Annotated in this window: 5 protein-coding genes (1 of these 5 running past the window's edge); all 5 read right to left on the reverse strand. The window is 35.8% G+C overall.

The window, feature by feature from the left end; genetic code table 11:
• A protein-coding gene (locus OZP09_RS12445; protein ID WP_281309465.1) for a T9SS type B sorting domain-containing protein crosses the window boundary here: on the reverse strand, positions 1–7148 show its beginning. 24934 nt of this gene lie to the left of the window's left edge; 7148 of the gene's 32082 nt are visible here — the first part of the coding sequence; its start codon is at positions 7146–7148; the stop codon falls past the left edge of the window.
• Positions 7149–7287: 139 nt separating this feature from the next.
• Positions 7288–11319 (reverse strand): PorP/SprF family type IX secretion system membrane protein, encoded by a 4032-nt coding sequence (locus OZP09_RS12450; RefSeq protein WP_269234031.1) that lies wholly within the window; start codon positions 11317–11319, stop codon positions 7288–7290.
• A 1-nt stretch (position 11320) separates the two neighbouring features.
• Positions 11321–12793 carry a gliding motility protein SprC gene (gene sprC, locus OZP09_RS12455; protein WP_281309466.1) on the reverse strand — a complete coding sequence of 491 codons (1473 nt, stop codon included), beginning with the start codon at positions 12791–12793 and terminating at the stop codon, positions 11321–11323.
• On the reverse strand, positions 12790–13212 hold the full coding sequence (locus OZP09_RS12460; RefSeq protein ID WP_269234033.1) for a hypothetical protein: 423 nt from the start codon (positions 13210–13212) through the stop codon (positions 12790–12792). The genes sprC and OZP09_RS12460 overlap by 4 nt, the downstream gene beginning before the upstream one ends.
• A 102-nt stretch (positions 13213–13314) precedes the next feature.
• Positions 13315–14607, reverse strand: a complete 1293-nt coding sequence (locus tag OZP09_RS12465) for a hypothetical protein (RefSeq protein ID WP_281309467.1) — start codon at positions 14605–14607, stop codon at positions 13315–13317.
• Positions 14608–14672: the final 65 nt, after the last annotated feature.

Raw genomic sequence — 14672 nt, forward strand, 5'->3', positions numbered from 1 at the left:
ACCGTAACGGCAGCCGATGGAACGATACAGCCATTGGCATCCTTAACATGAACCGTATAAGTACCCGCTGCAACCGTAAAGACAGGGCTCGTCTGGAAGGTGCCCGTAGCACCACCAATACTATAGCTCAATGGTGACAATCCTGTACCTGTAGCCGTAAGGGTAAAACCGCTTCCTGATCCTGTACACTGATTGTCTACAGATACAGTTACTGATGGGGTATTGTCTGTGGCAATGTCAACTCTTCTTTTTGCAATACACCCATTAGCATCCTTTACATAAATATCCCAAGCCAAATTCGCTCCTGAATTTGTATCAATCGTGAAAACTGAACCTGGAGTATACGCTGATGTAGGAACTGAAGATGGATTTATTGCATAAGCATATGTATATGCTGGCGTACCACCTGTAGCCGTTACTGTAATCTGAGAATTGTCATTGTTGCAGTTTACATTCGTACCAACTGCACTGGTGATAGATAATGCAGATGATGGTTGCGTAAGAGTAATACTATAAGTAGCGGAACAGTTGGTTTTTCTATCTGTTACTGTAATGGTATAAACACCTGCTGGTTGTGGATTTGTTACATTAATAGTTGTAACAGTCTGACTTATGTTATTAGCACTTTGAATAACTGTATTAGCAGCATTTCTTATTACATAATCATATCCTCTGTCTTTTACTCCACTTACCGTGAATTGAATAGTACCCGTTTCCCCAAAACATTGGATTGGAGTCAACACAGAACCACCTGCAACAATATCCGGAGAGCTTCTTATTTGATAATTCAAATCAAAACTACATCCATTTTTATCTGTAGCCCTGAAAATATAAGCACCTGGTTTAAGATTTTTAAATTCACCATCTGATACAATAGCAGAACTATATCCTGCAGAACCAGAAATAATTTGATATCCAATAGGTGATATTCCACCTATTGCCTGAAATTTAACGTGAGCTTCATAGGCCGGACATTCCAATCCTGTATCAAACATTACATCAATACCAGTAATAGATGACTTAGGATTGATTACTACTTGTATTGGCCCATATTGACAACCCTTACTGTCTTTAATATACGCCGTTACAGTTCCTGCTGAACTGGTTGAATAAGTATTACCTGAAGTAAAGTTAGAGGTTCCATTGAAACTATATTGGTATGATCCTGAACCACCTGAGCCCACAACCGTAACAACTGCTGGTACTGTACCTGTGCTGCTACAGCCCAAATCTGTTGCACTAATTGTTCCTCCAACAACTGTTGGGTTTATAATAGTAACATTAGTTACAGCAGATTCACAACCTTTACTGTCGATTACTTTAATATTATAAGTACCCGCTGCTAGGCCAATAAACTGGTTTGTTGACTGAGTCGTATAGGTAGCCGCAGAACTTAATTTAATCGCATAAGTATAAACAGTGGTAGCACCATTTGAAGCCGTTACTGTAATAGTACCATCGTTAGCGTTATAACAAGTAATGTCTGTTTTATTAGTTGTTAAGGTTGGTGTTGTTTTTGGAGAAACTACTATAGTATTGCTTGTTGCAGTACAGCCTTTGCCGTCTGTAACTGTAAATACATAATTACCTGCCTGAATAGCTGCGTAAGGGAAGGAATTAACTACTGTAGATGCACCTCCGTTATAAGATACGCTATAAGTGTAAGATGTACCATAACCACCCGATACAGCAGTTGTAATAGAACCATCGACCAAACAAGTTAAATCCTGAGTCAAAGTTGCACTCAATTGCAATTGTGGTGCGATAACAATATTAGAAATTGTTGCTGTACAATTATTACTATCTGTAACTACAATTGTATGCGTTCCAGGTGCAACATTATTGAACGTATTAGTTGTAATTGGAGTATTATTATCTAATTTATAAGTATAAGGACCTACTCCTCCAGTTGCAGTAACAACTAAACTAGCAGGATTAGATGGCGTGTAACACCAGTCTGTTGCAGCAGCCAAAATTGCAGTTGGTGCAGTTGGATTTGTTATTGTTATTGGTGCAGAGGCCGGAGATAAACAATCATTTGCATCTTTTACCTGAATCGTATATGTACCCTGAGCTACATTAGAGAAAGTTTTATTAGTCTGAAATGGCGCAACAATTCCGGAAGAATTGCTCAATTGATACTGATAACTTCCTGTTCCACCTGTAACTGTAGTAACCGTAATAGTTCCAGCTGTTGTACAAGTCGGATTTGTTTTATCTACCTTAACAATCAATATTGCCTGAGGTGCTTTAATTTCTGAGTCAAATGAAAAACTACATGTTTTAGGATCGTTATTATTTTCATTTCTTACAATCACTTTATATAATCCTACACCTAAGCCAGGAATAATTACAGGTGAAGTTGTCGAATTCCTCCAATTTAAACCGTTATCGATAGAATAGTAAAATCCTGTAGAGGTATTAAAATTTGTTGCAGTGATTGTAATACTTCCATCATTTGAAGTGCTACATTTTGCGTTCTGAGTGCTTGGTGTAGGTGCATTAAATGCACCGTTTGTGTTAATAACAACCGGAATTTCTATTTCGTTTCCACAGGCTTTTGGAATCTGGCGCACCCAAATATCATCAATAAGTACATCATTACCGCTATAATCTGTATTATACGAGCGAATAACAAAACTAAGATTTTTATAAGCACCCGGATTTAAAGATAATTCTTTATACTCCCATTTTTCATTTCTTGGAACTACCCATGGATTTGCAGTATCAGTTGTTGCAACAATAGTCCCCCCACCTGATGCATCTAAATTATTAACTAACTGGATAGTTAATTTCGGATCAGAATAATTAGATCCTGTAGTACTCCTCATTAAATTTTCTGCCCATAATGAAATAATTACAGGCTGATTTTCAATAACATCATTAATTGGCTTACTGTATATAATACCTCCATATCCTGCTGACTCTCCAATATTAACACATAAAAATCTACCTAAAGGATGAGCAGGTGTTGTGTGATCTTTAGCTACTATCCAAGTATTGCCAAAATTAGTTTTAATAGAACTGGCGACTGCATATTTACCATCATTGATCTGGTAATCAGTAATAGAACCACAAGTTGCTGTTGGCCAACTCGCTGGGTGAGGCGTTGATTCATCTTCAAAACAATATTTATTACTAATTCCTGGTGTAGTAGTGTACCCACCTCTTCCAAAATCTTCCTGCAATAAATTACTATAAGTAGAAACAGTTTGTACATTATATTTTACAATAACAGTATGAGTTCCAACAGGAACATTTTGAAATACATTACTTGTTATTGGAGTATTTGCAACAGGTGCAGCTGAACCTGTTTTCATGTAATACTCATAAGTATAGGTAGTACCATTACTAGTTGTTGGAGTATTTACTACAACAGTAGCAGTAGCTGACCCATCACAATTGTATATTGGAGTAATATTATTATCAATAGACGGATCCTCTGGTTTAGGATCTAAAATAACATTGTATGGAATTTTGTAAAAACATCCGTTATTATCTCTTACACGTAGATCATAAGGAACGGTTGAGGATACGACATACTTCTGAGGAGAAGCTTGCCACGTTACACCACCATCAAAACTATATTGGTAAGGTGCTAAACCTCCCTCTACATTAGTAAATCTTATCAATCCTGTTGGCTGCCCTGCCTGTAAAGGTCCGCAACCTGCCAGTTCAGCAACACCTGCAGAAGCAGTTACTGCAGAAGTTGGTCCGGTAATCGTAATTGGCTGGACAGGATCAAAACAGTCTTTTGTTTCAGTATAAGGATAATTAGTAATTGGATATGTAACGCTATATTTTACAATAACATTGTAGTTTCCTGGCTGTAAATTTGAAAAAACAGGACTGGTTTGGTAACTTCCTCCGTTATTAATACTATAGCCCATAGTGTAACCTGTAGTTGGGCTTGTCAGGTTAATTCTTATCTCAGCAGGATCTTCATAACAATTACTATTGGTATGTGAAACAGTGTAAGTAGGCTTTGGATTATTTGGAACATTAATTTTAATTGTTTTTTCACAGTTGCCCTCAACTACTCTAATGGTATAAAGACCTGGTGTTGGAGCATCAATTTCTTTTGAATTCTGAAAAGTAGCAGAGCCATTTACAAAATAAGAATACGTTTTCCAATCCGGATCTGTTGTTATCAGAATTTTCCCAGGTCCACAATCAGTTAAAGGTTTTATAATAGATGGTACCGCTTTTATTTCACTAGCAGGAGTATTTATGCCAACATAATAATTATTATAAGTACATCCATCTTCTGTTCTCACTATGAAAGAATATCCTCCTGAATCTAAATTACTAAAAAGGTAATCTGCATTGGTAACCGGACCTACTTTTTGAACTGAAGTTCCATTTTTAAAAAGTTCATAGTAATACTGTCCTCTAACACCAGAAGTGTTTACTTTGATACTTCCTTTATCACCATAACAAATTGGTTGTGTTACAATTGTTTCAACATCTAACTTTCTGTCTAAAATATCAACAGAAACTTCGAATATACATGGATTTGTTGTAACGTTTTTTTGTTTAATATATACTGTATAACGTCCAGGATTATTTATTGGAGAGAAAATATTACTGTCCTGATAAGTTCCGTTTTTCGTTAAACTATACTCATATCCGGCTGGAACACCATTAACGGCAATTCTTCCCTTCGTGTTACAATAAATATCATTATACGTTATAGTTGGATTTAATTCATTTTTATATACATTGAAATAAAACTGATTAAAGCAAGTATTATTTTGATACCTGATTGTCAAACGGTATTGCCCTTTTGTATCTGCCCTGTAGTCAGGACCTGAACCTACAGGCTTCCAGGTACATGATGTATTTTCGTTAGCACATTTATCATTTGCAACTGCTGAACAACTGGTTTCATCAAGCTTTTCCCAAACAATTGTAATTCCTGTACCTAATATACCTGTTTTAATGTCCCTAAAATCAGCTGCGCCACATAAAAATAAATTAGGCAAAAATTTACCTGTATCGGGACATTGGGTAATATTTCCAGCATATGGAGCCCTTGCATATGGCAATACCGGGTTTTCCATTAATCCGTTAGGAAGTGATACTGTAAATTTTTCTTCTATTGACAAACAAGGTGCAAGTGCAGTATTTTTTACGTAATATACTCCCTCTTTTACAACTGTCAAGGTTTGCCCTGTTCCTATTACTGGTGTCCCAGTTGGACTTGTTGACCATGAATAGCTGCTATATCCGTTGGATGCTTTAATTTGAATACTAGTTCCACATAAAACTTCATTCTTTTCAAATTTACAATCATCAACATCCACTAAAAAGTTTGTTGATTGCGGAATACCGACATTACAGCTTGTATAAGAATCTAAACTTTTATCACCAAAAACTCCTGTATTATAAGTACCGGAATAATTTGAAAGTGCGGTATTCTGAATAATATTAGAACACACATCACTTATTTCACTACAAGATTCTACTACTTTAACTTTAAATCTGATTGTAGATCTACCGTCACCTACTTCAACAAATTCCTTTGGAATAGTAAATGTTATTGTACGGGTTGCAGCATTGTAAGTATGGGTAACTCTATATGTATTACGACCAATAACAATAGGCGCTGGCAATTCAACTATATCAGCAGGATAATTAAATTTTGTATTAATAGGTAAAATATCTGTTATGGTAAAATTGGTAGCATTATCGTTACCCTGATTCTGAAAACCAATTACATAGTTTAACTCCTTACCTAAAGTAACATCTTTATTACCCATATTGGTTGGAGGTGTTGTGGAATAATCATAAACCTCTTTAGTCAAAGTGATTTTTGGCTCAATAATATCTACAGCGAAAGTTGCTAAAAAAGCAGCAAAACCATCACCTCCTGTCGTATTGGTAAACATCCTGAAAGTACCTTCTGTGGCACCATTCGGTATAACCGCGTTTGCTGGATTAGGAATCTCTAAATAATCGATGTCAAAACCTAGATTATTTCTACTTGTAGGATTACGATTGGTAACCTGGGTATTATCTACTGTAATTGTCGCATTAAAAAAGTTAGAATCTGATTCAGGTGTAAGCGTTGTAGGATTAAGCGAATTCGTAATTGGCGTGAAAGTGCTATTTGCAGTAGAAAGAGGCACTAAACCATTTTTAAATAATAAACCATCACCTTTTTTATCATAATCGCCATCTAATGCTGCTACACCTATTTTTGCTTTAACCGGAAATCCAACTGGCAAAGTTTGAAAACCACTAATTGGAATATCAACTTTTAATAACTGATCACTTCCAGCATCAACATTGGTCATTTGAGCACCATCAAAAACCGAAATATATTTACTTGCAACTGTTGGGCTTTCATAAATAACAACCAATGACCACCCTCCAGCACTTCCTCCTCTTCTAATACCTGTTGTTGCTCGTATGTTAGCTACTGTATAAGTTTGGTCAGCATTAGGTAAAGCTTGTAATATACTGGTTACATCTTTAAAACAAACATAAACCCCATTATTAAAATTATTGCTATTATCCCCTTTAAAAATTACTTCTCTAGGATTAGTTTTACTAGCTGTTAATGTCTGATATGCACCATTGCCTATTTTAAGTTTAACCTGATTCCAATCCGTTGCAGCATTAGTACCACAATTAAAACAGTTACCATCAGTACTTGCTGCATTAGGATACATAGCTGACCAGTATAATCCTGCAAAAACAATTCTTTTACAATTATTATTGATCGCTAAATCTGCACTACTGGAACTAAAATTACCATTAGTATTATCTACATTAAGATAAACAGCATCTAAATCGTTGTTGTTTTTTGTTCCATTGTAAGGTAGATTCTCTCCTTTTGGAGTTAAAATTGTATTACCAATAATTTTAATATCACCTTGTACTTTAAGATACTTATTGCCCTTTCCATCATCAAGCCTTGCAGAAAATTTTGTTCCTACCTGCGCTTGTCCGATATTAAAAGCAAAAAACAACAAAAACACAAGAATAGCTGTACTCTTGATTTTTATTGCTTTTAAATACTTAACTTCTTCATAGAAAAAAAGAATTCTTAAATCATTAAACTGGTTTTTAACAAACAATACAAAATTTGTAATCATTGCTACAACCAAATCTGCAGGTTTAAAAGTAGTAGGTTTTTTCATGGTATTTACTCTTTTTGGGGCTTACTTTTATAATCTAAGGGGCTATAGAAAATAAAGTCTTGGCACTTTAAAAATATTTATTTTTGTTAGCCCTTCTTAATTTTTAAGAAGGACTTCATTCCTTATTCCTATTCTGTTACTAATTTTCAACTTTTACAATAACCATTTTGCTATTATAAGGTTTGTTTCCTTTTGCTTCTAATGCCTTAGTTGCTCCGGATAAATCTTCATGTTTTTCGTAATAGATATAATATTTACTTGTCGTCACATTATAAAAGAAATTAACATCCGATCGTCCTGCTGCTACAGCTTTTGTCAAAAATTCATCGCGTTTTTCAACGCTGCTATGAACTGCAATAATTAGATAATATCCACTATCAGAATTTTTAATATTCTTAATAATCTGCATGTTTGACTGATCTTCACCAAAATCAAAATCGCTTTCTGTTAATGGCGTACTGCTTATTTTTGTTGTCTCTTTTATACGCTTAAGAGCAGCAAGATCCTGTGCATATCTTCCTTCATCATTTTCATAAGCCGCACGTTTAATTCTACGTTTTTTCTCAATTTCAGTCTCAGTCTTAATACGCTCTAAATTTGCAATTAAGGCTATATTATCTTGTTCCGCTTTTATTTGAGCTGCTTTTAATTCGTTGATTTTTTCTAAATAAGCTCTGTTTAAAGCGTCATCTTTATTAGGAACTTTTTTAAGTCTTTCGTTATATAAATTTGTCAAATTAGCTATCGCATCCTTTTGAGCTCTGTTTGCATCAGCTATTTGACTTCTTAAAGATTCTATCTGAGCATTTTCAGCACTAACACTCTTAAATGGTTTAGGTTCTTTATAAATTCCTTTTTCGCTCAAATCATTTTCTTCCTTCATATCATTCAGATCTTTTTGCTTGTTAGCAACAGTTGCGTTAAACTGAGCAATTAAATCTGATTGAGCTTTACCTGAATTTTCAACCAATTGAGTTAAGTTATCAAGCTCTTTTGCAGTTTCGTCTTTTTGAGCTGCTGCGGCTAATGCATCGGCTTTCGCTTTAGCATCGGCAGCTAGTTTTGCCTGTAGTGCTTCTGCATCGGCTTTTGCTTTGGCTTCGGCTGCAAGTTTTGCCTGAAGTGCTTCTGCATCGGCTTTCGCTTTAGCATCGGCAGCTAGTTTTGCCTGAAGTGCTTCTGCGTCAGCTTTGGCTTTGGCTTCGGCTGCAAGTTTTGCCTGAAGTGCTTCCGCATCGGCTTTCGCTTTGGCTTCGGCTGCAAGTTTTGCCTGAAGTGCTTCCGCATCGGCTTTCGCTTTGGCTTCGGCTGCAAGTTTTGCCTGTAGTGCTTCTGCATCGGCTTTTGCTTTGGCTTCAGCGGCTAGTTTTGCCTGAAGTGCTTCTGCGTCAGCTTTTGCTTTGGCTTCAGCGGCTAGTTTTGCCTGAAGTGCTTCTGCGTCAGCTTTGGCTTTGGCATCCGCGGCTAGTTTTGCCTGAAGTGCTTCTGCGTCAGCTTTGGCTTTGGCTTCGGCTGCAAGTTTTGCCTGAAGTGCTTCCGCATCGGCTTTCGCTTTGGCTTCGGCTGCAAGTTTTGCCTGTAGTGCTTCTGCATCGGCTTTTGCTTTGGCTTCAGCGGCTAGTTTTGCCTGAAGTGCTTCTGCGTCAGCTTTTGCTTTGGCTTCAGCTGCAAGTTTTGCCTGTAGTGCTTCTGCATCGGCTTTTGCTTTAGCATCGGCAGCTAGTTTTGCCTGAAGTGCTTCTGCATCGGCTTTCGCTTTAGCATCAGCAGCTAGTTTTGCCTGAAGTGCTTCTGCATCGGCTTTTGCTTTGGCTTCAGCAGCTAGTTTTGCCTGAAGTGCTTCTGCATCGGCTTTCGCTTTAGCATCGGCAGCTAGTTTTGCCTGTAGTGCTTCTGCATCGGCTTTTGCTTTGGCTTCAGCTGCAAGTTTTGCCTGAAGTGCTTCTGCATCAGCTTTTGCTTTGGCTTCGGCTGCAAGTTTTGCCTGAAGTGCTTCTGCATCGGCTTTTGCTTTGGCTTCAGCTGCAAGTTTTGCCTGAAGTGCTTCTGCATCAGCTTTTGCTTTGGCTTCGGCTGCAAGTTTTGCCTGAAGTGCTTCTGCATCAGATTTGGCTTTGGCTTCAGCGGCTAGTTTTGCCTGTAGTGCTTCTGCATCGGCTTTGGCTTTCGCTTCCTCAGCTAATTTTAATTTTTTAGCTTCGGCTTCAGCTTTTGCTTTATTAGTTGCTTCTGCATCAGCTTTAACTTTAGCATCCGCAAGCAATTTTGCCTGTAAGGCTTCCATATCTGCTTTCGCTTTCGCTTCGGCTACTAGTTTTGCCTCTGCGTCAGCTTTAGCTTTAGCTTCGGCCGCTAGTTTTGCCTGTATGGCTTCTGCATCTGCTTTTGCTTTGGCTTCGGCTTCTAATTTTATTTTAAGGGCTTCCGCATCAGCTTTTGCTTTGGCATCAGCTTCTAATTTTATTTTGAGTGCTTCTGCATCAGCCTTAGCTTTTGCTTCAGCAGCAATTCTTGCCTGTCTTGCCTCTGCATCTGCTTTTACTTTTGCCTCAGCAGCTAATCTTTCTTTTTCTGCTGCTAATGCTGCTGCTTTTGCTTTTGCGTCTGCAGCTGCTTTTGCTTTTATAGCAGCATCTTTTGCAGCTTTTGTTTTAGCCTCTGCTGCAGCTTTTGCTTTAGCTTCGGCTGCTAATCTGGCTTGTAAAGCATCTGAATCGGCTTTTGCTTTAGCATCTGCAGCAATAATAGATTCTAAATCTGCCGCTTCGGTTTTTGCCTTGGCTTCAGCTTTGCGTTTCGCTTCTTCGGCATCAGCTTTTGCTTTGGCATCAGCTAATAATTTTGCTTTTGCAGCCTCTGCATCAGCTTTTGCTTTTGTTTCTGCAGCTAATTTTATTTTTAATGCTTCTGCATCAGCTTTTGCTTTAGCATCAGCAGCTAATTTTGCTTTTGTTGCTTCAGCATCTACATTTACTTTTGCTTCAGCAGCTAATTTAATTTTTAGTGCTTCTGCGTCAGCTTTTGCTTTAGCATCAGCCGCTAATTTTGCTTTTGCAGCCTCAGCGTCAGCCTTAACTTTTTCAGCTGCTGCTAATCTTGCCTGCGCTGCTTCGGCATCAGCTTTTGCTTTAGCATCTGCAGCCAGTTTTGCTTTTGTTGCTCCATCAACTCTTGTAATAGGAGTTGGTGATTTTTTAGCTATAACAGCTTTTGGTTTAGAAGTATCTATAAGAGAGCCTTCTTCATCATCGCCATAATAGTAATTTGTGTTTCTAAATTTATATGCAATTACAAATTCATGAGAAGATCCTAAATTCGTGAAATTTCCTAAGCCTCTTTCATAATTATATTCTATTGCGATATTAGGGGTTATGTTAAGTCCTAAACCTGCTGAAACTCCATGTAAAGTATTATAACCCGCCTGCGCCCAAATTCCTTGTGGAATAGTAAGCATTGCTAGTCCTGAAATTATAGTATTATCCTTTTTAATTTCTGTTTTCACAATACCGGAAAATCTACTTTGATCGAAAAAACCATAGCTATCAATATAACCTGTATACATAGCGTGTAATTGAATCGCTTTTTCGGGATCTTCTTTTATCATTCCTGAAGCAAAATTATACAGAATCAAATTGTTCATTGATAATCCAAAATCAAGAAAGGCGGTTCCGTAATTAATACCGGGATTAACAGCAATTAAAGTATTTGAAGGGAAATCTCCTTCAATGCTGCTATCAGAAATTATTTTTCCTTTATTTAAGGCACTCTGATAAGCACCCACATTTAATCCAAAAGTTAAATTGCTGTCTTCCTGTAAAACAATATTGTGTGCAAAATTGACAACTCCTCCAAAAACAGTCATCAATCCATAATTTTGCTGAAATAAGCCAATGGCATACCCATCATTTTCTTTTAAACGTCCTGAATAGTTAAAAAGATAGGTATTAGGGGCATCATCAAATTGTATGTATTGTCTTTTGTTATAAAAACTTATGATTGGGTTTTGCTCACGCACAAAACTAAATGTTGGGTTGATTAAATATCTATTAAACTTTAATGAATTTCGGACAGGTAATGAAAACGAAACAACTCCATTCTCATTTGTATCCTGAGAATAGAGTAATTGTAATGAGCCGTAAAATAAAGTTAAGAATAGTAAAAATTTCTTCATATTATTTCAGCACTGTTATTGATCCTTTTTTTTCACCTGCATCGCCTTTAATAACATAGTAATATACCGGATTTACATTTTTAATATCTAATCCTGTCTGAGGCCAGTCACCCTGATAATTGACAACATCCAGAACTTTTTCGCCATTAGAACTGATAATTATGACTTTTGTGTTTTCGTTTTTATATTCTTCAGGAATATTCCAATAGGGATTTGAATCACCGCTGAGTTTAATTATATTTGGAATTACTGTAGCGTCACCCTGTGGACCTTTAACTTTAAAAGTAAATTCTTTAGTAGAAATACATCCGCCTGCCTGAGAAATTTTTACCTTGTACCTTCCTGCGAAAGAAACTACATAAGTATCAGTTGTAGCTCCTGCAATAAGATTATCATATCTATACCATTCATAAGTTGGACTTGAAGCATCATCTGTTACTGATACGCTTCTGGTTTCACCCTCCTGAAGTTCAATTTCTTCAGCAACATCAATACTTGCATCAAAACTATTACTAACAAGGTTTATACTTCCTGAAGCCGTACACCCTCCAAAATTAACATCAACTGTATAAACGCCGGCTTCACTAGTGGCATAAGTACGGGTTGTTACACCGCTTATTACTACTCCATCTTTTTTCCAAACATAGCTATTTCCGGAAGTTGCAGTTAACACTGTATTACCTCCGTTTGCACAAAATGGATTTCCTAAACTTGAAGATATAGAAGTGGTAGAACCTGATCCGGATATGCTAGTAACGTTAACACGATTAGAACTGTAATTATTATCAGAACAAGGACCGTAGTCAATTTTTGCGTAATAACTACCTGGAGAGTTTACTGCTAAACTTGCTGCACTTTGTCCTGGAATTAATATATCGTTTTTGTACCAAGTGTATTTTAAGTTTATATAGTTGATAGGAGAAGATTCTTTTATAGCAGGTGTCGCATTATCAATAGAAAGTGTCAGGCTTCCACCGCTACAAAAAGCAGCATTTGCACCCTGATTATTAATAGAAAATGGCTCTACATAATTTTTATAATAAATAGAAAAAGTATCTTGATTATTGATGTTTCTTATTCTTTGACTATTGATGCCATTACTGCTTTTTATTCTTAAACTGTAATTATTAGATCCTTTAAAGTCAACAGGAACCGCAAACTTGATCCTTTTTTGTGTAGCAGATATTGTTGTTACTTCTAATACATTAAGGAAAACAGGTGTAGTTGAGAAATTACCATTCTCGTCAGATATCTCAACAGCAAAAGTTACATCAGCAGGTAAACCACTGTATGTAAAAGTTGTGTAATACTCATTAAAGGGTTTGCCGTTTACTATTTCTCCTGCACAAATATTCAAAAAATCAGATTTACTTGCTGATATTGTAGCTTGTGCATTAGAATGGTAAACGGTAAATAAAAATACTCCTAAAAAAAGTAATGATTTTATCAGAGAAAGAGTAGTTTTTTTGATCATATAGTACGAATTCTTGCTAAGTCTATATCTTCAAAAAACAAAATATCTATAAAGGTTTCAGAAAAATCATATTTATAATTTTCAATAATATCTTTTGCGAGTACAGAATACGCTGCGATACCTTTTGATTTATCTTTAAAGTTGACATCTGTATTTCCTTTATCAGTTCTTTCAGCTTCTACAGCAAAGCTATCCTTGGGGATGGATAGCTCTACTATAAGCTGTTTAGAATACTCTAAATTAATTACAGGTGTAATTATTGCTGTTGCTTGGTTTGAATTTTTTAACAATATAGTCTCTCCAATAGCAACATTTGAATTTGTAGTTTTTTCAATTTTGCTTTGGGAATATAAACTTAATGTTAAAGGGGAAACCAAAAATATTGTATATATAAAATACTTTTTAATACGTGGGGCCATATTCTTTTTGATCTTTATTTGGGTCCTGTGTAAGACGTATACATAAATTGTCTGGGGACTTTATTAATAAAATTTACGCTTTGAAATAAAAATCTAAATTATTTATCTGTTACCGCTTGAAGCAGTAATTTTTCCTAATTGAAGTCTGAAATCTGGTTTTTTTGGATTAAAAATATCTATAAAAGTTTCTTTGTTATCGCTTTGAGAGTATACATTAAAGAATACACTATTACCATACCAGCTCTCTAAATCTTCATTATTAGAATTGAATTCTGTAAAGATATTTCCTTTACATTGGTTAAAAAACATTTCCTCAAATTTGATTTTTTTAAGATTGGCATCGTTAATTTCTGTTTTACTATCTAATAAAACTGCAGGATTAAATCCTGAAATTACGCTTCTTTTCATTTGTAGTGAAGCATTTTCAGCAACATAGATAGCTTCTTTTACTAAACCTGACTGGATATCAGCATTAATATTTTCACTATCATTAAGCATCGTAATATTTGATGCTACAACTAGTGTTTGTTTTTTTGTAAAATCTGTTTCACTTTTTTTCTCATAAGAAGCGACCTCCATACAACGGGATCCATCCTTATTACTAGATAAATAAGATGATCTTACTGCTAAAGAATTATGTATACGACATTGCGCTCCCTGAGTAAATTTGTAGTCATCATTAATAGTTTTATATGAAACTAATTTAGTTGCATTAAGATCTCCTCCAAAAACACCAAATGAATCACCACCAGAGTAGCTTACCATTATATTCTCAAGAATTGTCTTATTACCTACTCCTGCTAATGTTAGACCATTAAAAGTGCCAGCACCTTTTACCTTTTTTCCTGCAAATTCAATTCTTACAAATCTTAGTATTCCTGAATTACCTGCAGCATTATCTCCACCATAAGTAGTAAGTGTAGGATCAAGATCTAAATTATAAGAACTAACATTTCCAAATTTATTAATTGGAGCATCACCAAGAATTACAATTCCTCCCCAGTCACCAGCTTTTTTCTGACTTCTGTTAGAAGTAAATACAATTGGATCTGTTTCTAATCCGTCTGCAATAATCGATGCACCTTTTGTAACTACCAAAGTACCTTTTGTCTCAAAATCACCAATAATTAATGTTCCTGGTTCAATTGTTAAAACTGCATTGTTAGTTAAATACACATTTCCCTGCAAAACATAAACATTCTTTTTAAGAAGTTTTGTACTTGTTGAGATATTTCCAGCTAAAATTTGGTTGGCTTCACTGTATTCAACTTTGTTAGGCTTAAATTCAGTCCAGTTATTCAACCAGTTTGTGTAGCCCATAATTCCTTTTTCTTGTTGAGCACTCATACTTGCAACTGTGAAAAGAACGCAGATAATTTGAGTAAATTTTTTCATGATAAGGGGGTATTAGGGTTAATAATAAATTTGGGATGCGTAATTATAAAAACTCATTCCGTGTT

The organism is Flavobacterium flavigenum (genome assembly GCF_027111255.2).
Lineage (GTDB): Bacteria > Bacteroidota > Bacteroidia > Flavobacteriales > Flavobacteriaceae > Flavobacterium > Flavobacterium flavigenum.

Excerpts from the sequence above, each read along its gene's own strand:
- OZP09_RS12450 (WP_269234031.1), bottom strand. The coding sequence starts at position 11,319 with ATGAAGAAATTTTTACTATTCTTAACTTTATTTTACGGCTCATTACAA.
- sprC (WP_281309466.1), bottom strand. The coding sequence starts at position 12,793 with ATGATCAAAAAAACTACTCTTTCTCTGATAAAATCATTACTTTTTTTA.
- OZP09_RS12460 (WP_269234033.1), bottom strand. The coding sequence starts at position 13,212 with ATGGCCCCACGTATTAAAAAGTATTTTATATATACAATATTTTTGGTT.
- OZP09_RS12465 (WP_281309467.1), bottom strand. The coding sequence starts at position 14,607 with ATGAAAAAATTTACTCAAATTATCTGCGTTCTTTTCACAGTTGCAAGT.